Genomic DNA, 21,094 nt, shown 5'->3' with positions numbered 1-21,094 from the left:
GGTTAAATTTCCTTCTTTATTGAAGTTTTGTCTTTCAAAAGTAGGATTTAATCTAAAATTCTGGAAATTATTAAATAACTTTATTCAAATTTTATAAAAATGCAGAACAAGCCTATTACTTTTCAGTTTATTTCAGAGCCTTCAGATGTAAATTACGGAGGAAATGTACATGGAGGAAGCGTTATGAAATGGATTGATCAGGCAGGTTATGCCTGTGCCACGACATGGAGCGGAAATTATTCCGTAACCGTTTATGTAGGCGGAATCCGTTTCTATGAACCTATTAAAATTGGCGAAGTGGTAAAAGTAGATGCTCAGGTTATTTATACAGGATCATCGAGCATGCATATTTCGATTAATGTTTTTTCAAGAAATCTAAAACAGCCCACTTTTGATAAAAAAACCCACTGTATCATTGTATTTGTGGCAGTAGATGAAAACGGCAAAAAACTTCCTGTACCCGCATGGGTTCCTGAAACCGAAGAGGAAAAACAAAAGGAACAATATGCAAAACGCCTGATGGACCTGAGAACACAGATTGAAGATGAAATGAAGCCCTTCTTATAACCAATGCAGAGAAAAGATTTCATTAAGCTTTCATCATTGGGATTTCTGGGTTTGTATTCCTGTGGAATTTCCAATGTAAGCCGTAAAAAGCCTTTAGCTGTCCAGCTTTACACAATCCGGGATGCTGTTTCTGAGAATCCTGAAAAAGCACTGGAAAAACTGGCCGCTTTAGGTTTTACAGAACTGGAAATCTATGGGTATAACGGTACATTCTTTGGAAAAAACAAAGCTGAATTTCAAGCTATTCTTAAACAGACCGGTTTGAAGGTCATCAGCTCACATCATACTACAGGAACGATCTATAAAGACAAAGGAACTTTACTGTACGGATGGGAAAAATCTGTAGAGGATTTACATTTCATAGGCTCGAAATATATGGTATGTTCCTATCTTTTCCCGGAAGAAAGAACTGTTGAAAACTATAAGAAACTTCCTGAATTATTTGGAAAAGCGGCTGAAACAACTAAAAAAGCCGGAATTCAGTTTGCTTATCATAACCATGATTTTGAATTTGAAGAACTGGAAGATCATAAAAGCGTTTATGATTTTATTTTAGAAAATACATCGCCGGAACTGGTTAAAATGGAACTGGATTTATACTGGATTTCAAAAGCAGGGCTTGATCCTCTGGCTTATTTTGAAAAATATCCCGGTCGTTTTCCTTTATGGCATGTGAAAGATATGAAGGCCGGAACAAATAAGTTTACAGAAATAGGAAACGGAATCATAAATTTTAAAAGAATTTTTGAAGCAAAAGAAAAAGCCGGGCTCAAATATTGGTTTTTAGAACAGGATTCAAGCGATAAAGATATTTTTGACAGTATTGCCATCAGTAAAAAATATATACTCGATCATTCTTATTTTAAATAAATTACCAATCAACGTTTGCCAGTTATGAAAAAAATTTTAGCTCTCATTGGTCTGTTGACGATTATTTCTCTGAGCTCCCAAACTCATCGGTTTGTTTATGAGCTTCAGTTAAAAATGGATTCCACAGAATCTGATTATCAAAAATTTAACATGAATCTGGATATCAATTCCAAAGATGTAAAATTCTATGGACGTAATCTTCTGATCGCCGATTCTCTGAACAAAAAATTCGGGAATATGGATAACAGGCATGTTGACATGACCGGGCAGATTGTCAAGAGAAAGATCAATACGTTTGATAATGAGAACTTTATCAACGTTAAATTTGGGTATTATTCTTTTAAAACCAATGATAAAATAACGTGGAATATTTCTAATGAAACCAAACAGGTTCAGCATTATACATTACAGAAGGCAACAGCAAGATTTGGAGGTAGAAGCTGGATTGCATGGTTTAATAAAGATATTCCTTTCAATGAAGGACCATTTAAATTTTCCGGACTTCCGGGTTTAATTTTTGAAATATACGACTCTAAAAAGAATTTCATTTATAATCTTGTAAAAAGTCAGGAACTTCCCGGCATCTATCCTACCAATGATTTTCTTGAATCTAATTTCGGAAACAAAGCCATTCCAATTAACGAAAAGCAAAAACAAAAGCTTTTATTGGAGTTTTACAATGACCCTTTTTCATTTGAGAGAACAAATTTCAACAAAACAGCAAATAGCAATTTAAATATAAACATCGGAGGAAAAGAAATACATTCTATTGATGAGCTGAATACACAGGTAAAAAACATGCAGGAGATTATAAAAAAATACAATAATCCAGTTGAAATTAATAAAGCTGTTCATTATAAAAATTAATATTTCAAAATAATAGCTATATTTGCAGCATAAAGGAAATGGTGCTCTTCCTTACCCAACCGCTTTACAAAAGCTGATGACGCCTGATTAACAGATTATTAACCAATAATTGATCAGGATTATTATGTCAGAAAAACAACAAAAATTACACAGAAAAGCAATTTTTCATACTCAGTATTTCTTTAGAAAATATCCGGCCCTGCCTTATATTTTAAAATGGTTCTGCATCAGTCTCATTATTGGTGCTCTGACAGGAACTGCATCAGCAGGATTCCTGACTTCCCTGGAATGGGCAACTGACTTCAGGGAAAATTACATCTGGCTTATTGCATTACTTCCTGTTACCGGGCTTCTTATCGGACTTTTATATTTTTACTATGGTAAGGATATAGAAGCCGGAAATAACTTACTGATTGATACTATCCACAATCCGAAAGAGATTATTCCGTTTAAAATGGCTCCGTTTGTATATTTGGGAACAATAGCTACCCATTTATTTGGTGGTTCCGCAGGCCGTGAAGGAACAGCACTTCAGATGGCGGGAGCAATTGCAGATCAGCTCAGTAAGCCTTTTAAGCTTGACAAAAGTGAAAGAGGGATTCTTCTCATCGCTGCTATTGCTGCAGGTTTCGGATCAGTTTTCGGAACACCTTTGGCCGGTGCAGTTTTCGGGCTTGAGGTTTTCCTGATCGGAAAAATACGGTATAATGCTATTTTCCCCGCTTTTTTATCAGCAATTCTGGCAGACTGGATCACAAAGCTTTGGAATGTTAAACATACTCATTATCATATTGATCTTATTCCGAAACTGGAATTTCTGCCTGTTTTATACAGTATTCTCGCCGGAATTGCATTCGGGATCTGTGCGGCAGGCTTCAGCAGAATCATTCATTGGATGAGTTCCGTTTTTAAATCTAAAATCAAATATCCTCCTTTCCGTCCGGTGATTGGCGGAATTATTATTGCTCTTGCCGTTTTTGCGATGGGAACAACAAGATACATCGGGCTGGGAATTCCGGTGATCTTAGAATCCTTTGAAAAACAGCTTCCATTATATGATTTTGTGTTAAAAATGATCTTCACGATTGTTACCCTTTCGGCAGGATTCAAAGGCGGTGAAGTAACTCCTTTGTTTTTCATTGGTGCAACACTTGGGAGTGCATTATCCTTATTTATTCCCTTACCCTATGGATTACTTGCAGGAATGGGCTTTGTGGCTGTATTTGCAGGCGCTACCAATACTCCGCTGGCCTGTATATTGATGGGAATTGAGTTATTCGGAACAGAATGCGGTGTTTATATAGCTATTGCATGTGTGGTTTCTTATCTTTTCTCTGGACATCACAGCATTTATACCAAACAAAAGATCGGAGAAGCCAAGAACAGAAGATATGAAAGTGACAGAGACAAGGTTTTTTCAGATTTGTAAGAGGGGTTTGAGAGTGGGGGGAGTGTTTTAGTGTTTTAGTGTTTTAGTGTTTTAGTGTTTTAGTGTTTTAGTGTTTTAGTGTTTTAGTGTTTTAGTGTTTTAGTGTTTTAGTGTTTTAGTGTTTTAGTGTTTTAGTGTTTTATGTGAAATAAAATACTTGATATATATTGTACTGTTTTTTTTCTAATCTGCAATCTCAGTCCCAAAACACTCAATTTGTATCTCGTTTACCCTCCATTCTCAAACTCTATTACACTCAACCCCTCTCGCTTTCCGCATAATTTCATTAAATTTGTTACTATAAGTTCACCATCAATGTTTGACTACAGATTAAAAGTTTTTCACACAGCTGCATCAAGACTGAGTTTTACAAGAGCATCGGAGGAACTGCATATTTCACAGCCTGCAGTCACCAAACATATTAAAGAAATTGAAAATCAGATGGGTACAAAACTGTTTGACAGAAAAGGAACTTCCGTACAGCTTACCCAAAGTGGGAAAATTTTATACGAATATGCAGAAAAGATCCGGAATATTTACCGCGATCTGGAATTCGAGATCAGCAAGATCAATGAACAGCATAAAGGAAAACTGATCATTGGAGCCAGTACAAGCGTTGCACAGTATATTTTACCTGAAATACTGGCCAAATTCAATGCATATTATAAGGACATTAAAATTGAGCTGATTACCCACAATACGGAAATTATTTCCGAGCTTTTAAAGGAAGGAAAAATAGATCTGGGCATTATTGAAGGGGAATCACAGTCTTCTTTTTTTGATTATAAAATTTTTAAAGCTGATGAAATCGTTCTTACGGCAAAGGCAGACCATCCACTGGCTCATAAAGCCCTGGGTTTAAAGGATCTTTATGAATTAAACCTGATTTTCCGTGAACAGGGTTCCGGCACTCAGGAATTTATTCAGAATCGCTTAAAGGAAAAAGGCATCAATATAGAAGACCTGAATACGATAATGCAGCTGGGAAGCAGTGAAAGCATCAAAAATTATCTTTTACATTCAGACTGTATGGCATTTTTGTCTATCAGCACCATTTTGAATGAACTAAAGAACAATACCCTAACCATTGTCGATATTAAAAATTTCAGCATTGAGAGGAATTTTCACTTTATTCTTCCGAAAGGAGATCAGTCTGAAATGATTAAGCTTTTTCTGAGGTTTGTGGGAAGTTAGTTTTTTAGGCAGCAGGTTGCAGATGACAGGTTGCAAGGATTACTGTCACAGTTGAAAACTTGTTCTTTAGATTTTTATTACAGTCCATTTATTCAATGGTGAATTTTACTTCGTAAGGGAATAGTGAATTTTGGGATCTGATTTCAGAATTTAACTGCAATTCAAAAAACTATGCACTAACAGCTAGCAACCAGTAACGGACAACTATCTCCAAACTCATTTACTCTCAAATTCTCCTACACTCAAACCCTCCTGCACAGAACTCAAATATCATAACAAAAAGTTATCCATTATAATAAAATACAATTTACTTTGTAATACTATATTTCGGAATTTTGGAGTCTGATTTCAAAACTTATTTTATGAAAGAGCTCATCCAAAATGAAACGATCCGAAAAACTGTCTTTATTATACTTGCCGCGATATGTCTTACTCCTCTGGTATCTTCTCCTATTGCACTGGCTTTAGGTTTTGGTCTGGCTGTATTTATTGGAAATCCGTTTGAACAGCATCTTCACAGATACATTCATCTGCTGCTTCAGGTTTCTATTGTAGGATTGGGTTTCGGACTTAAACTGGATGAAGCGCTTCAGGCAGGAAAGACAGGATTCTTTTTAACAGTCGTGAGTATTTTTACTGTAATGGTTCTCGGATATTTTCTGGGAAAAGTATTTAAACTGGAAAAAAAGCTTTCCTATCTGATTTCCGCAGGTACGGCAATCTGTGGAGGAAGTGCTATTGCAGCTGTTTCTCCTATCATCAAGCCCGGTACAAAAGAAATTTCTCTGGGACTGGCCATTGTTTTTACGTTAAATTCTATAGCCCTGTTCATTTACCCTGCTGTTGGGCATCTTCTGCAGCTTTCCCAGGAACAGTTCGGGCTTTGGTGTGCTGTAGGAATCCATGATACAAGCTCTGTAGTAGGTGCTGCCGGTAAATACGGAAATGAGGCTTTAAAGATTGCTACCACCGTGAAATTGGCCCGCGCTTTATGGATTATTCCGGTTTCTGTAATAACTATGTTTATCTTTAAAAATAAGGAGTCAAAAATAAAGATTCCGTGGTTTATCGGATGGTTTATCCTTGCCATCCTGCTGAATACTTATTTTCCGCTATTCGACGGTTTCAGCAGCTCTGTAGTAACTTCATTGGCAAAATCCGGGCTGAATCTTACCCTGTTTTTCATTGGTTCTACCCTCTCGACTCAGACTTTAAAAACAATAGGTATCAAGCCATTGGCTGCAGCTGTTATTTTATGGATTGTGATAAGTGTGGGAAGCCTTCTTTATATTATTAGCCAATAAGACAATTATAATTAATAATTTATATGAAATGACAAAAACCTTTTGGAAGGTCCAAAAGGCTTTTGCGTATTAAATGTGGAAATGTTTATTTCTTACTGAAATAAGTCTTCAACCGCCTTAATCAAGACAGTTATAAACCTGCGGGCATCCAATATACTGTACGCAGTACAATGGTCCTGTTACAGCTCCTGAGCAGCTGCATCCGCATTGTGAAAGATCAGGTTTTCCGATTCCTCCGGTAATGTTCTTCAGGTCTGTCTTTCTTAATTTTTTAGCATTTTTCATAATGTACGTGATTTGGTTTGAGATTTAATACTATAGTTTTGTTACTTCTCAAAGTTAAACAAATATTAATTATTCGCAACATAATTTAATTAAATTTTCAATAAAACCCTGATTTCATTGTTATTATTGAGTGAAAATAGAAATTTCAGCTTAAAACATTTTTAAACAATTTCATAAGTCAATCATTTCTGCTTTACTATAATGGATAAAAAACCTCCTACTTATTTCTTCCCAATAAAAATAAAACCTTCCAATTTCTTGAAAGGTTTTTATTAAATGAAATATTTTCTATTAGCAGGTCATTACCTGCAGACACTTCTTATATGTTGCACAATAAGACGGACCTGTTACTGCTCCTGTACAGCTGCAACCACATTGCGAAAGATCCGGGGTTATTACGCCGCTAATACCTCCTACAATGTTTTTAAGATCATCTTTTCTTAATTTTTTCGCATTTTTAAAAATTTCCTGTGACATGATGTTTTGATTTTTAATTAAACATATAATTTAGCTTACTTTCAAAAGTAAATAAATAATAATTACTTAAAGCACAAAAAAATGTTAATTAACTCATAATCTTATATTTAATACCAGAAATCGATTCGTTTATTCGGTGAATTCAAGGTCTTTGTCATGAGTTTCCGAGATAGTCAGCGAAGAATAAAAAGCCAGCCCGAATACAACAATTCCTACGATTGCCGCACTTATAATTACAGTGAAATTATTTTTCAGCAGATCAAATGCCAGGATCATTACAGGTACCAACCCTCTTACCATATTGGGAACAGTAGTGGTTGCCGTATTTCTGATATTGGTTCCGAACTGTTCTGCTGCAAGGGTCACGAACATTGCCCAATACCCTGTACCCAAGCCCAGCCAGATACAGAAGATGTAATATTTTGTTTCTGTATCGGTATTCCCGAACAACATGATAGCCACACCAATTATTGTAAATAAAAGCATATAAAAGATAGCCATTTTACGGGATTTCAATGCGTGGGAGATAAAACCACTCATAAGGTCACCAACAGAGATGCCTACATAAGCCCACATAATGGCTTTTCCGGGATTCAGGTCCTTTATACCCAATTCAGGGGCAAATTGATTGGCTAAAACCGCCAGAATACCTATACAATACCATGTAGGCAATCCTACAGCTATGCATTTGAGATATCGGATTAAACGTTCCTTATTCGTAAAAAAGGAAAGAAAATTTCCTTTAGAGACGCTTTTATGTTCTAAATTCTTATAAATACCTGACTCTGAAACACTCACTCTCAGAATCAGCAGCATGATTCCCATAATTCCGCCGATGATATATGAAATATTCCATCCTCCGGCCAGTTCTACGGTAAGCTGGGCCACCACCGCTCCCATTAATCCGAAACCGGCAACCACAGAAGTTCCGATTGCTCTGAGATTCTTCGGCAGGCTTTCAGAAACGAGGGTAATTCCTGCTCCAAGCTCTCCGGCCAGTCCTATTCCTGCAATAAATCTTAAACCCGCATATTGGTACACAAGATGCTCTTTGGGAAAATAAGGTAAAAATCCGCAGGCAATATTCGCTAAGGAATACACCAGAATAGAACCAAAAAGAACGGAAAGTCTTCCTTTTTTGTCTCCAAAAATCCCCCAGAATACTCCGCCGATAAGAAGTCCTACCATCTGGCAGTTAAGGATAAAGGTTCCGTCAGCATCCGGATTGAGGCCTAAAGCTTTTAAACTAGGGATTCTTACAATACCGAATAAAAGAAGGTCATAGATATCTACGAAATAACCAAGGGCGGAAATGATAACAGGGATTGAAAAAATGTACTTCAGTTTTGAAGACAAAGGCAGTTCTTGCATTTTTAAGTTTTGATAAAAATAAAAAACCTTCCAGTTTCCTGAAAGGTTTTTATCAAATATCTTTATCTGTTATTATCTTGCAATATTCACAGCTCTTGTTTCTCTGATTACCGTTACTTTTACCTGTCCCGGATACGTCAGTTCATTCTGGATCTTTTCAGAGATGTCATAAGACAGCTGGTTGGCTACTTCATCGTTTACTTTTCCACTTTCTACCATTACTCTAAGCTCTCTACCTGCCTGGATTGCATAAGCGCTTGATACTCCATCAAAGCTTAGTGCTGCAGATTCAAGATCTTTCAGTCTCTGGATATAAGATTCAAGCACCTGTCTTCTTGCTCCCGGTCTTGCTCCTGAGATGGCATCGGCAACCTGAATGATCGGTGATAATAATGACTTCATTTCAATTTCGTCATGGTGAGCTCCGATTGCGTTAACAACTTCTGCATTTTCACCATATTTTTCAGCCCACTGCATTCCTAACAGAGCGTGAGGAAGCTCAGATTCCTGCTCAGGTACTTTACCGATATCGTGTAAAAGACCTGCTCTTTTGGCTAATTTTACGTTTAACCCTAATTCTGCAGCCATCGTTGCAGCAATGTTTGCTACTTCTCTTGAGTGCTGTAATAGGTTCTGTCCGTAAGAAGAACGGTATTTCATTCTACCTACGATCTTGATCAGTTCCGGGTGCAATCCGTGAATTCCAAGATCAATAATTGTTCTTTTTCCTACTTCAATGATTTCTTCTTCAATCTGCTTTCTTGTTTTTTCTACTACTTCTTCGATTCTCGCCGGGTGGATTCTTCCGTCAGTTACCAACCTGTGAAGGGATAGTCTTGCGATTTCTCTTCTCACCGGGTCAAAGCATGAAAGAAGGATCGCTTCCGGGGTATCATCAACGATGATCTCAACTCCTGTCACAGCTTCTAAAGCTCTGATGTTTCTACCTTCTCTACCGATGATTCTTCCTTTTACCTCATCAGATTCAATATTGAAAACCGATACTGAATTTTCGATTGCCTGTTCTGTTCCGATTCTCTGGATCGTCTGGATAACAATTTTTCTTGCTTCGTTCTTAGCATTCAGCTGTGCTTCTTCCATGATTCCCTGAACGTGTGCCTGAGCTCTTGTTTTAGCTTCAGCCTTCATAGTCTCCACCAATTCTGCTTTAGCTTCTTCTGCTGTATAGTTGGCAATTTTTTCAAGGATTTCCACTTTTTTGGTAGTAGCCACATCCAGTTCCTGCTGTTTTCTTTCTAAGATTTCATTTTTCTTAGCGTAATCTGCAATCTGCTTGTCAAGGTCCTTTTCTAGTTTTCCGGTCTTGCTAAGCTCATCATTAAGCTTGTGTTCCTTGTCTTTGATTCTTTTCTCAACCTCCTGCATTTTTTTCTCACGGGATTGGATATCCGCATCGTGCTGGGATTTCAGTTCCAAAAACTTCTCTTTGGCCTGCAGATTCTTTTCTTTCTTTATGGATTCAGCTTGAACATTTGCTTTTTCTATAAGGTTTTCGGCATTTTTCTTTGCATCGTCTACAATAAATTTTGCCTTAGTATTAAGCGAGCTTTTGGAGAAAAGAGCTCCTATCACTGCACCTACCACTAAGCAAATAACGCCGACTATAATGGCTGTTGTCATAATATATATTGAGTTTAATTGTCTTACACTTATCTAAATAAAAAAAACCTACAACAATTCAGGGATTGAGAGTAAACTCCTAATCAACACGATTTGAACTGATTTCCCCTGTCTGTAATCCGGAAATCCGGCACGCCATTCAGCGGACATTTGCTCGGTAATTGTTTAGCGTTGAGTTTACCTTAAATGTGTTAGAATTATTGTAGGCAGTCTTGGTGGGAAAAAAATCTATTTCCCAGTTTCATTCAACAACTGATTAATCTTCACTAATCTTTCGTTGGTAGAATTTATATTTTTTTCGTAGTTCAGAGAAACTACTTCAGCATTGGTTCCCAGTTTCAGGGCACACATTGCCAAAGCATCCTGTTTGTCTCTTACATCGAAGTTCTGTTCAAAATCTTTAATCATACTTTCAATCTGCTTTCCAACTTTACGCAGAGTTTCTTCCTCTGCGGCCGGCACGTTCAGCGGATAAACCCTTCCTGCAATGTTGATGGTTATTCTTCTTACATCCATTATAATCCACTGTTTTGAAGCTGTGCAATACAGAAATCAATTTCTTTTACCAATCTGTTGATATGGTTTTTCATTAATCTGTTGTGTTCAGGATTCCCTGATATTGCTGAATAAAGTTTTATATTTTTTTGTTCTTCTGCTAATACCTGATTTCTTCTTCTTTCCTCATCATATTTCTTCTTCAGATCTTCATGCTCAATCGTTAATTCAGATAAACTTTCAGTAAGATTTTTATAGTTCTTTTGTAAAAGCAAAATCTTTTTCTCTAATTCTGAAAAATTATTTTCTAAATCTTGAAGCATTTCAGGTTTTCTATATTCTAACTAATAGCAAAAGTAAAAAAATAATAACAGTAACAAAAATAAAAGTCCCTATATTTTGATTAAGTATGAAAAAAAGGAGATGCATAAGCACCTCCTTTTGTATTTTTATTGTAATATTTCTTATTCGAATTTCAGAACGAACATTACAGCTCTTGTCTGAAGTGTAGACATTGCCGTTGCCCAATATGGAGGTGTGTTCACATTATCAGCTACTTTCTCGTTGTTCATGAAGAATGTTCCCCTGATCGCCGGAGTAAGTTTAAATTTGTTGAAATAAAACTGGATCCCCATTTCAGCAGACCATGCAAAGTTATGCGTAGTGGATCTGAAAACCTGTTGTAAGTTATCATCCTCAGAATCTGAATTGGACTGAAGGTTTACTACATAGTTCACCCCTGCCGCAATGTAAGGTCTGGAATTGTACCATCTCTGACCATGAAGTTCTAATAGTACAGGAACGTCTACCAATGTAGATTTGATATCTCTTGTTTTATCTTTATCCGTTAGCGGAATTGGAGTAAAAGGTGGGTTCGTCAATGTTCCGGCAGCGTACTGGTCATTAGACTGGGTATTGAAAATCAACTGCCTCTGAGCAAATTGCAAGCCTGGTTCCAATCTTAAATCCAGATAGTCGTTCAGTCTCCATTTGGCGATCAAACCAGCACCAAAACTGTAACTTTCTTTGGATTTAACAAGATTCTGATTACCCTCCGAACCATATCTCGGATGAAGGACGATACGGTAGTCCAGCCTGTTGCCGTTTAGGTAAAACCCCCAACTGAATTTCTGCTCGTCAAAGTCTTCCAACTTATCCATTCTGTTTCGGGTTCTGAATTGTGCATCTGCAAAAACTGCAATATTGACTGAGGCTAAAACCAGTGCTCTTAATAGAAATTTATTCATAGGTTACTTTGTTGCTTTATAAATTGTGGCTATACCTAAACTTAGCTTTTTATATTCTACTTTCTTAAATCCCGTATCTAAAAGAATTTGCTTCATCTTTTCCCCGAAAGGAAAAGCATTTACAGAATCCGGAAGGTATGTGTATGCCCTATTATCTTTGGAAACCAGTCTGCCGATGGCAGGTAATATATTTTTGAAATAAAACATATAAAATGGTCCTAAGAACCCCTCAACCTTTGAAAACTCCAGTATATAAACACTCTTGTTATCTTTAACTACTCTTCTTAATTCTGCCAAACCTTTGGTAAGGTTTTCAAAATTCCTTACTCCAAATGCAACGGAAACAGCATCAAATCTATTGTCCTCGAAGGGTAAATTTTCTGCATCTCCTTTTTGCATGGAAATTTTGCCGTCTAATTTAAGTTTTTTTATTTTAATAACGCCAACATTCAGCATTTGTTGTGATAAATCTAAACCAATTACTTTTGCATCGGTTCCTTTTTCAATGGTAATTGCTAAATCTCCCGTTCCTGTAGCCACATCCAGCACTTCCTGCGGATTGTCTTGTTTCATCATTTTCACCAGTGTATTTCTCCATAAAACATCAATTTTCATAGATAAAACATGATTCAGAAGGTCATATTTCGGTGCAATATTGTCGAACATATCCTCTACCTGGCTTTTTTTGGTAGCCTCGGAATTGTAGGGAGTAACTTTGGTAATATCTTTTGTCAAAACTTAAAACTTGTAATATTCTTTGTAATAATTTAGGAAATCCTGCTTTCTGAAGATCTTTGATCTGGATTCCACTTTCTGAATGTTTTTGATCACTTTATCGTAATCTTCATCTACATTATAATAAAAATCTTCGGTATAAAGCCTGTTGAAATGTCTCGCTCCTCCGAAATAATCTTTTCCGTCTATCTTGATTTTGTCCAGGGCCAAAAGTAATGAATCTTTTTTAAGATTGTACCCATAATATTGATCATTAATATAATAATCCTGATGTGCTATATTAATCAGTCCGCGGATTTTATTTACTTCAAATGCAGAATCATACAGCATTTTTTTATTCTGATCAAAAACCTGGATTGAATTTTTTCCCTTTTTAATATCTACATGAACGTACTGCCCCGCGGAGATAATCCCCTCGGAACCGTTATTGATCTTAAAATAATATGTATTAGAAGTAGGGTTGTCTACTACAAAATAATTTTTCTTGGCTAAAAAAAAGAAGTAGATCCCAAAGGCAACGATAAACACCACAGCTGCAATAAGTAAGCCTTTTAAGGATGAGTTATTTTTCATACGATTGTAAAGTACAATTTTTGCAAATTTAATAATATTTTTAATTCTCCGTTATTAATATTAATTATTAACTTTGCATCTTTAAAAAATCATATAAACGAATGCCGAATACGATCATTATTGGTTCCGGATCCTATATTCCTAACAGAGTTATTGGTAGAGATTATTTCATGGATTCTGAGTTCTACACTGAAGACGGAGTTAAGATTGAAAAACCTGCAGAAGAAACCATCGCAAAGTTTGTAGAAATCACAGAAATAGAAAACAGAAGATTTATTGAAGACGATCTTTCCAATTCACAAATTGGCTCTGCTGCTGCCAAAGCTGCCCTTGAGGACGCTAAAGTAGATGGTGAGGAACTGGACTATATCATTTATGCAAGCAACTTCGGAGAAGTTACTGTAGACGGATATGTGAATTTTATGCCGAATATGGCTGCAAGAGTAAAAAATAAGCTGGGCATTAAGAACAGAAAATGCATTACTTATGATATGATCTTCGGATGTCCGGGATGGGTGGAAGCTATGATCCTTGCCGACAACCTTATCAAAGCAAAAGCTGCTAAAACCATTCTTGTAGTAGGTGCAGAAACGTTAAGCCGTGTTACCGATCCGCATGACAGAAACAGAATGATCTTTGCTGACGGGGCGGGTGCAGTTGTAGTACAGGCTACTGATCAGGAAAACGTAGGTATTATTTCTCACAACACAATCTGTGACAATGGTCCGGAACTGTGCTATCTTGAAAATGCACCTTCCATTAACCAGAATGTAGACCAAAGACGTCTTTATGTAAGAATGCAGGGAAGAAAAATTTATGAGTACGCTCTTAAAAATGTTCCGGCTGCTATCAAAGAAACAATAGAGGACGCTAATCTATCCCTTGGAGATATTGATAAGATCCTGATTCACCAGGCCAATGCAAAGATGGATTATGCGATGATTGAAAGACTTCATAAGCTTTATGACGTGAAAGATTATGATCATGCAATCTCTCCTATGACGATTCAGGACTTTGGAAATACATCTGTAGCAACCATTCCAACAATGTATGATTTAATAATTAAAGGAAAAATGGATGGTCAAACGTTTAAGGATAAAGGTAACATTGTGATGACTTCGGTAGGTGCCGGAATGAACATCAATGCTATCGTTTACAGATTTCCTTAAAAATATTTAATTTAACAAAAAAATATAAAGCACAGGGAGATTCTTTGTGCTTTTTTAGATTTTATTATGCAAAGAAATTTTTTAATTATTGCCGCCATCTTCCTGTTCCTCGAGGTCTATATCTATCAGGCTATAAGAACATTAACTGATAATTCCTGGATAAGATTGGGATATTGGGTGATATCTTTAGCAGTTTATGGGATCTTCGCTTATGAAGTCACTCATTTCCAAAGATCGGACAGAAGTACCGTAAGAGCACAGATCATGATTTCATTATTCCTGATCTTTATTCTGCCTAAAATTTTTGTGGTCCTGTTTTTATTGATCGACGATATTTTCAGAACCGGAGGATACCTGATCGGATTAACACAGCCGAAGGAAAACTTTTTCCCGGAAAGGAGGAAGTTTCTTAGTATGGTAGGCCTAGGGCTCGGAGGTGTTCTTTCTGCCCTTTTTATTGACGGGATTACCTTTGGGAAATACAGGCATACAGTAAGGAAAATAAAAGTAAAAATCCCGGGTCTTTCAAAAAGCTTCAACGGTTACAAAGTGATCCAGATTTCTGATGTCCACAGCGGCAGTTTTTCAGATCCGAGTAAACTTCAACATGCCATTGATCTGATCAATGAGCAAAATCCCGACCTTGTGCTTTTTACAGGAGATATGGTGAATAATGTTTCGGAAGAATTCGAGCCTTTTATCCCGTTATTTTCAAAGATTAAAGCAAAAGACGGCAAGTTTGCCGTATTAGGAAACCACGACTACGGTGATTATGTGAGCTGGACTTCTCCGGATGCCAAGAAAAAGAACCTGGAGACTCTCATTGATTACGAAAGACAAGCCGGTTTTGATATGCTTAGAAACGAAAACAGGGTAATTGACAGAAATGGAGAGAAGCTTTACATTCTCGGTGTTGAAAACTGGGGACTGAAACCTTTTCCTCAATTCGGAAAGATTGATGAAGCATTAAAAGGAGTACCAGAATCTGCTCCGAAAATCCTGATGAGTCACGACCCTACCCATTTCGATTATGTGGTTAAAAAACACCCGGGAAACATCCATCTGACACTTTCAGGACACACCCATGGAATGCAGTTTGGTCTGGATCTTAAAAATGTAAAATGGTCTCCTGTACAGTACCGCTACCCAAAATGGGCAGATTTATATGAAAGCGAAGGAAAGATGCTGTATGTCAACAGAGGGTTTGGTGTTCTTGGTTATCCCGGAAGAGTTGGGGTTCTACCGGAGATTACGCTTTTTGAGCTATCTTAAAAATTAGAGAAAAGTCAATTTAATCAATACTATATTTAGTAAATCATTATAAAAACCTGATTTACTAAATATTTTTTTAGATATATACTTTGTTGATATTCCATCTAAACCATTAATTAATAATGCCATTCTTTTTGAAAAGATTCATTTTTTCAAGCCCATGATTATTCATTCTTACCTTGGTTAAATTTCCTCCATTCATTTGAAGATGATTATAGAGTTCATTGATTAATTTTTCGATTCCAGGAGTATTTTCGTCATCAAATTCATAACTCTTTGAATCAGTAATAATCTCTAACCCTGTAGTTCTTCGCCTATAAACCAATGGTATGCTAAATGAATTGATTGAAATAATATCATCCCATTTTATAAATTCCGATGATTTTTCTCGATTTATGTAAAATCCACTATCAGTATATTGAAAAATACCGTTAAAATTACTTAATTCATCCATTTCTCTTTCAACAGATTCATAATCATATTTCTCATCTGCAGTATAAAGCTTTGCACCTGCAAAACAAAGAATAACAAAACAGGAAAAAATGATCAAATAAGAGATTCCTTTACTGTCAAAAACAGGATAATTAAAAAAAATCCAAACTACAACAAGACAGACTATCAGAATCAGTTTTTTCATATTCTTTAATAAAAGATCATTAGAAAATATAGTCCTTCATACGCGAAGTAGCCATATCATTCTCGTTGATCCAGGTAAGGAGGGCATCTAACTTGTCCTCCATTTTTTTGCCCGAAAAAAGGCTTCTGTAAAACGGAATATCAAACCTGTATTTTTTAAAGTCTGTGAACTGCCAAGAATTGAGATAGATCAGAACAAAATCATCATTTTTCAGGGTTTCAAAAACCATATTCTGATAATATTTCATAGGCAGGATCTGAAACACAAAATCATTATACGGCAATTGGCTGTATGGTGAGATACTTTCAGGAACAATACTCAGCCCATCCTCTTCATTAATTTCTGTATCTCTTTTCAGCCTCTTGAATGGAAAAAGAATATCTGCATTATCAATATTGGAGACATAATTAAACTCTAATGATTTCAGATTTTCCTGGGATAATTTAAAATCTTTCTGCCTGATTCCTCTGATCTGTTTTTCCAGAAGGTCCTGGATATTCTTTTTGATTTCTTCAATTTTCTGAAGATCGGAACTCTTATTATAAAAAGCAATTTCATGCCCTTTGGATGAAATTGCTTTTATTAAATTCTGCAGTTTTTCCGCAATGGAAATTTCCACAAAAAAACTTGCTTTTATGTCATGAATATCTAAAATCCGAAGAATAGCTTTTGTATTATCTTCTGCAATTTTCAGTCTCTCCACATCAGAAATTCCTGCTCCGTTTTTTGGTTCAGCTTCAATATTCAGGATGTTAAAAGTCAATAAAATCATTTAAATTAAATTTTAGATAATATTTATAATTAATTAAAAATCAGATGTTAAAATTATTTTTATTTAAACATTAACTTTAAGTAATTAATTTTTGTTTAATTTCACTTTAAGATTCTTGATCATGTCTTTTGACATCTCAGAAATTCCGAAATCATAAGTAAGTCCCCAGTCCTTTTTTGCCACAGAATCATCAATTGAAGCCGGCCAGGAATCTGCAATCGCCTGTCTGAAATCCGGTTCATAACTGATTGAAAAATCAGGAATTTCTTTCTTGATTTCTTCCGCCAATTCTTTCGGGGTAAATGACATTCCGCCCAAATTATAAGATGAGTGTACGGTAAGATTTTCTTTTGGCGCTTCCATCAATTTTAATGTTGCATTAATTGCATCATCCATATACAACATAGGCATTCCTGTGTTTTCGGAAATGAAACTGGTGTACTTCCCTTCTTCTATCGCTTCATAAAAAATTTCAACAGCATAATCCGTAGTTCCTCCTCCCGCAGGTGTCTTCCAGGAAATAAGTCCCGGATATCTGATACTTCTTACATCTACTCCATACTTATCGAAATAATATTCGCACCATTTTTCCCCGGCCATTTTAGAAATTCCGTAAACTGTGGTAGGATTCAAAACTACATCCTGCCCTACATCATGTTTTGGAATTCCTTTCCCGAAGACAGCAATTGAACTAGGCCAGAAGATCTTTTTAAGCAGTCCTTCTTTTGCCATTTCACAGAAATGAAGAAGAGGCTCAAGATTAAGTTTCCAGGCGAAAATCGGCTGTTTTTCTGAAGTTCCGGATAAAAGGGACGCCAGATGATAAACAGTTGTAATTTCATAGTCTTTGATCACCTGTCTTACCAGCTGGGTATTCGTCACATCCATTCTTTCATAATGTCCGGCAGCAGTAATTCCTTTCTGCCATCTGTCAAGTCCTGATGCTACTACATTATCAGCTCCGTGAATTTCAACAAGCCTGTTAGTCAGTTCGGTGCCGATCTGTCCCAAAGCACCAGTAATCAATATTCTTTCCGTATAGGATTCCATTTTACATATTTTTTAGAATTGTACAAAAGTAAAAAAATCATATCAACCAAAATAAAAAAGGTATGCAAAAACATACCTTTTTCATAATATCTAAAAAGAGACCACTAAAAGCTCAGATTGACTCTCGCAAAAAGAAATCTCCCGTTCATTCCGAACTGGGATGTGTTTCTGGAATAAACGAACTGGTTTTGATTAGTAAGATCTATAGGAGCAGCATTAGCAACATAAATTAAATTACCGGAACCATCTAAAGCAGGTGTTTTTACTATAGTAGGTCCATAATTTTTATCCGGATAAATATCAAATAAGTTATTAGCACCAATAGTCAGCCTAAAACTGTTGCTGAATTTGTAGCCTACCGATAAATCTGTAATTACTTTTCCACCCCAAACAGGATGTTCTGTAGCAACAGCCTGTCCGTTAATAATCTCACCACTTACAATACCGTCTCCATTGGCATCCATTGCATTCGGATCTGTAACCTTTCCGAAATACACATTTCTCAGAAGCACATTAAATCTACTAATTTCCAGAGAGTTATTAAGAGAAGCTTTAAATCTGGGAATAGCTTCCTCAAGATAAATTCTACTCGATTCTGAGTAATAACGGTTAATCTGCCCAGCTTTAATTAAAGCATCAGAACCATGAATCTCTCCTATCCTGTTCGTTTTGGACACTGTCACTGCCAAATCGGAATTTAACGAAACACTTTCAGAAAATTTTCCTCTGTGAGAAATCACCCCTTCTACTCCTTTAGTCTGGGTATCAATAGCATTAGCAAAAAATGTTGCTGCGTTGGCATTGGCCTTATCAAAAAGATTCTGCAGGTTTTTTTCAGGGCTTCCATCTGGATAGGTTCCTGCCGGTCTTGAGAACTGATCGGTAAGAACCACTCTGTTCTTAATTTTAATATAATAGCCATCTACGGTAAAAGTAAGATTAGCCTGTGGAATTTTTGCTGTAAAACCCGCAGAATAACTCGTTGACTCTTCCTGTTTCAACTGTGGAATACCTAGAAGTCTTGCAGCTTCTGAATCATTTGAAAATGTACCTACCTCGAATGCAGTCCCTCCTACAAACTGAGTTGCCGTAGCATTGAAATAAATCTGCTGTAAGGAAGGCGCTCTAAATCCGGTTGAATGAGCCGCTCTTAAATTAATCTGATCGGTCAACTTATATCGTGTTGCTATTTTATAATTGAACGTAGACCCAAAATCTGAATAGTTTTCATAGCGTAAAGCAGCACTCAAAAGCCATTTATCCGTAACATCCAGTTCAGTATCCACATACGCCGCCACAGAACTTCTCCCTTTATTTAAAGCATTTTCAGGCCTGAAACCCGGAAACACCTGAGATCCGCCTGGTCTGGTAGCTCCTAAAAAATCAGTTGGTTTTAAAGAAGCAACAGTTGATGGAGTCTGGATCAGTCCATTGATATCATACAAAGCCCATGAAGCTTCTTCTCCATTTTTTATTTTATACCGTTCAAATCTTGCTTCACCACCGAAAGCCACATTAAAGCCCTTTAACCAATCAATTTTTGTATCGAAATCTGCATTGATTGTATTTTGCATAAAGCTCAATCCTCCTGCATCAAATTCTGTTTTACCGGGATATGCCATGGATGCATTAGCTGTATTTTTAATCGTATAATCAAAAGTATTCTGTCCGAAAGTATTACTTATATCATAATTGACATTCCCCAATTTCCCTTTAACTCCACCTGCAAACGAAAGATCAATAACATCTGAAGCTATTTCCGGCAAGAAACCGTTCGGATATATGGCTGTAGAAGTTCTGTTTTGATTAGGCCTTCTGAAAAAGCCCGCCGCATTACCATCTCGGTAAGAAATTCCTCCAAAAGCATACCCTTTCACAGATGATGAAAGGTCAAATTCAGAATTCATAAAAAACTGACCGGACGTCAATTTTGACTGTCCAACCCGCATATTAAAATCGTCTCTGGTTAATTTTCTATAAGCCAGTTCATTTTCAGTAACATCAATTTTCAATAAATTCTGTAACTGTGAAATAGTATTGGCGGCCTGAATATCCGCTTGCTGCTGTGCTGTAAAATAACCAACCGACGGAGCATACTGATGAATATAACCTATGATCTGCTGTGTATTCGGGGTATTAGCAATGTTTCCAAAAAGTGAAGAAATATTCACCCCTTGTTCCAGAGCTCTCTGTTCAATTGCATTATATGCATTAAAAATATCTCCGGTTGCCGCCTGTGCTCTTCTTGTATCATCTCTGCTCAATAAACTTGCCGTGAAATTGATGAATCCATTTGTCCCGATTTTAGTGCCATAATTAAGATCTACCTGATATTTTCCACCGTCCCATCCTCCATGATGATCATTGGCTCCTTTTGAATTAAAAGCTCCTGCCGTAATAGCAGCCGTAAAAGCATTGGTATTCTTTTTCATGATAACATTGATAACTCCTGCAATAGCATCAGAGCCATATTGTGCAGAAGCTCCGTCTCTCAGCACTTCCAACCTTTCAATGGCAAAAGCAGGAATAGCATTAAGATCGGTCCCTACCGAGCCTCTTCCCGGCGAACCATTGATATTAACCAAAGCAGAGTTATGTCTCCTTTTTCCATTGAGAAGAACCAATACCTGATCAGGTCCAAGTCCTCTTAATTGAGCAGGATCCACATGATCTGTTCCATCTGCTACAGTCGTTGAATTAGATGTAAAAGAAGGTGCTGCATAATTCAAAATCTGGTTAAGATCCATCTGAGGACTTAAAACCGCCTGAGATCCAATATTAATAACATCTACCGGTACCGGAGTATCCGTAGCAACCCTGGCTTTATTCCTTGAACCAATAGTGATCTTCACTTCATCCACCTGATTAGTCTTTATCGAATCATTAGTTTGAGCGTTGGCATTTGCAGAAATAAAGAATAATACTCCAAGCAAAGCAATTTTTTGGTAATTTTTATTCATATGTATTTTTTAATGTAAGCTCAATTTACAAAAAATATATTAAAACCACCAAAATCGTAATTGTTTTTAAAATAAATAACAGTTTTTAATAAACATTCATCACAAAAATTCATAATTCAATTAACAAGTGAATAATTTAATAAATAGCTTCATTTTTTATGACTGCCATAGATACAAAC

21 protein-coding genes and 1 riboswitch are annotated in these 21,094 nt (G+C 36.5%); of the genes, 8 read left to right on the top strand and 13 right to left on the bottom strand.

Annotation, left to right across the window (positions count from 1 at the left end):
- Positions 1-99: 99 nt before the first annotated feature.
- The 6 genes from ACQWU4_RS16175 to ACQWU4_RS16150 all read left to right on the top strand — a co-directional run bounded on the left by ACQWU4_RS16175 (position 100) and on the right by ACQWU4_RS16150 (position 6,231).
- On the top strand, positions 100-567 hold the full coding sequence (locus tag ACQWU4_RS16175; RefSeq protein ID WP_429936791.1) for an acyl-CoA thioesterase: 468 nt from the start codon (positions 100-102) through the stop codon (positions 565-567).
- A gap of 3 nt (positions 568-570) precedes the next feature.
- Positions 571-1,437, top strand: coding sequence for a sugar phosphate isomerase/epimerase family protein (locus ACQWU4_RS16170; RefSeq protein ID WP_429936790.1), 867 nt, complete (start codon positions 571-573; stop codon positions 1,435-1,437).
- Positions 1,438-1,461: 24 nt separating this feature from the next.
- Entirely contained in the window at positions 1,462-2,304 is an 843-nt protein-coding gene (locus ACQWU4_RS16165) for a GLPGLI family protein (protein WP_429936789.1), read from the top strand.
- Between the two features lie 25 nt (positions 2,305-2,329).
- A riboswitch (Fluoride riboswitch) is annotated at positions 2,330-2,397 on the top strand.
- A 31-nt stretch (positions 2,398-2,428) separates the two neighbouring features.
- On the top strand, positions 2,429-3,733 hold the full coding sequence (locus ACQWU4_RS16160) for a voltage-gated chloride channel family protein (RefSeq protein WP_429936788.1): 1,305 nt from the start codon (positions 2,429-2,431) through the stop codon (positions 3,731-3,733).
- Between the two features lie 315 nt (positions 3,734-4,048).
- Positions 4,049-4,927 (top strand): LysR substrate-binding domain-containing protein, encoded by an 879-nt coding sequence (locus ACQWU4_RS16155; protein WP_429936787.1) that lies wholly within the window; start codon positions 4,049-4,051, stop codon positions 4,925-4,927.
- A 362-nt stretch (positions 4,928-5,289) separates the two neighbouring features.
- Entirely contained in the window at positions 5,290-6,231 is a 942-nt protein-coding gene (locus ACQWU4_RS16150; protein WP_429936786.1) for a YeiH family protein, read from the top strand.
- A 117-nt stretch (positions 6,232-6,348) separates the two neighbouring features.
- Here the strand turns inward: ACQWU4_RS16150 and ACQWU4_RS16145 are convergent, their stop codons facing one another.
- The 9 genes from ACQWU4_RS16145 to ACQWU4_RS16105 all read right to left on the bottom strand — a co-directional run bounded on the left by ACQWU4_RS16145 (position 6,349) and on the right by ACQWU4_RS16105 (position 13,055).
- Positions 6,349-6,516 carry a hypothetical protein gene (locus tag ACQWU4_RS16145; RefSeq protein ID WP_429936785.1) on the bottom strand — a complete coding sequence of 56 codons (168 nt, stop codon included), beginning with the start codon at positions 6,514-6,516 and terminating at the stop codon, positions 6,349-6,351.
- 291 nt (positions 6,517-6,807) lie between these two features.
- Positions 6,808-6,993: a hypothetical protein gene (locus tag ACQWU4_RS16140; protein ID WP_429936784.1), complete on the bottom strand. Its 186-nt coding sequence runs from the start codon at positions 6,991-6,993 to the stop codon at positions 6,808-6,810.
- A 129-nt stretch (positions 6,994-7,122) separates the two neighbouring features.
- On the bottom strand, positions 7,123-8,364 hold the full coding sequence (locus tag ACQWU4_RS16135) for an MFS transporter (protein ID WP_429936783.1): 1,242 nt from the start codon (positions 8,362-8,364) through the stop codon (positions 7,123-7,125).
- Positions 8,365-8,436: 72 nt separating this feature from the next.
- On the bottom strand, positions 8,437-10,005 hold the full coding sequence (gene rny, locus ACQWU4_RS16130; RefSeq protein WP_429936782.1) for a ribonuclease Y: 1,569 nt from the start codon (positions 10,003-10,005) through the stop codon (positions 8,437-8,439).
- A gap of 228 nt (positions 10,006-10,233) precedes the next feature.
- Positions 10,234-10,521: a cell division protein ZapA gene (locus tag ACQWU4_RS16125; protein WP_429936781.1), complete on the bottom strand. Its 288-nt coding sequence runs from the start codon at positions 10,519-10,521 to the stop codon at positions 10,234-10,236.
- Complete coding sequence (locus ACQWU4_RS16120; RefSeq protein WP_429936780.1) at positions 10,521-10,823, bottom strand: hypothetical protein; 303 nt, start codon at positions 10,821-10,823, stop codon at positions 10,521-10,523. Before ACQWU4_RS16120 ends, ACQWU4_RS16125 begins: the two co-directional genes overlap by 1 nt.
- A gap of 141 nt (positions 10,824-10,964) precedes the next feature.
- A complete protein-coding gene (locus ACQWU4_RS16115; protein ID WP_429936779.1) occupies positions 10,965-11,747 on the bottom strand; it encodes a porin family protein in 783 nt (260 codons plus the stop codon).
- A gap of 3 nt (positions 11,748-11,750) precedes the next feature.
- Positions 11,751-12,482 (bottom strand): bifunctional demethylmenaquinone methyltransferase/2-methoxy-6-polyprenyl-1,4-benzoquinol methylase UbiE, encoded by a 732-nt coding sequence (gene ubiE / locus ACQWU4_RS16110; protein ID WP_429936778.1) that lies wholly within the window; start codon positions 12,480-12,482, stop codon positions 11,751-11,753.
- Between the two features lie 3 nt (positions 12,483-12,485).
- Positions 12,486-13,055, bottom strand: coding sequence for a hypothetical protein (locus ACQWU4_RS16105; RefSeq protein WP_429936777.1), 570 nt, complete (start codon positions 13,053-13,055; stop codon positions 12,486-12,488).
- Positions 13,056-13,156: 101 nt separating this feature from the next.
- Between ACQWU4_RS16105 and ACQWU4_RS16100 the strand changes: the two genes are divergently transcribed.
- On the top strand, positions 13,157-14,224 hold the full coding sequence (locus tag ACQWU4_RS16100) for a 3-oxoacyl-ACP synthase III family protein (protein ID WP_429936776.1): 1,068 nt from the start codon (positions 13,157-13,159) through the stop codon (positions 14,222-14,224).
- A 66-nt stretch (positions 14,225-14,290) separates the two neighbouring features.
- Positions 14,291-15,496: a metallophosphoesterase gene (locus tag ACQWU4_RS16095; protein ID WP_429936775.1), complete on the top strand. Its 1,206-nt coding sequence runs from the start codon at positions 14,291-14,293 to the stop codon at positions 15,494-15,496.
- A gap of 112 nt (positions 15,497-15,608) precedes the next feature.
- Here the strand turns inward: ACQWU4_RS16095 and ACQWU4_RS16090 are convergent, their stop codons facing one another.
- From ACQWU4_RS16090 to ACQWU4_RS16075, 4 genes are all read right to left on the bottom strand, one after another.
- Positions 15,609-16,133, bottom strand: coding sequence for a hypothetical protein (locus ACQWU4_RS16090; protein WP_429936774.1), 525 nt, complete (start codon positions 16,131-16,133; stop codon positions 15,609-15,611).
- Between the two features lie 19 nt (positions 16,134-16,152).
- Positions 16,153-16,905, bottom strand: coding sequence for a polysaccharide deacetylase family protein (locus ACQWU4_RS16085; protein ID WP_429936773.1), 753 nt, complete (start codon positions 16,903-16,905; stop codon positions 16,153-16,155).
- Positions 16,906-16,989: 84 nt separating this feature from the next.
- On the bottom strand, positions 16,990-17,955 hold the full coding sequence (locus ACQWU4_RS16080; protein ID WP_429936772.1) for an NAD-dependent epimerase/dehydratase family protein: 966 nt from the start codon (positions 17,953-17,955) through the stop codon (positions 16,990-16,992).
- A 104-nt stretch (positions 17,956-18,059) separates the two neighbouring features.
- Positions 18,060-20,915, bottom strand: coding sequence for a TonB-dependent receptor plug domain-containing protein (locus tag ACQWU4_RS16075; protein WP_429936771.1), 2,856 nt, complete (start codon positions 20,913-20,915; stop codon positions 18,060-18,062).
- Between the last annotated feature and the right edge of the window lie 179 nt (positions 20,916-21,094).

The organism is Chryseobacterium sp. MIQD13 (assembly GCF_050496705.1).
Lineage (GTDB): Bacteria > Bacteroidota > Bacteroidia > Flavobacteriales > Weeksellaceae > Chryseobacterium.
The sequence above is the reverse complement of the archived record's forward strand: the minus strand, read 5'-3'. Positions and strand labels throughout refer to the sequence as shown.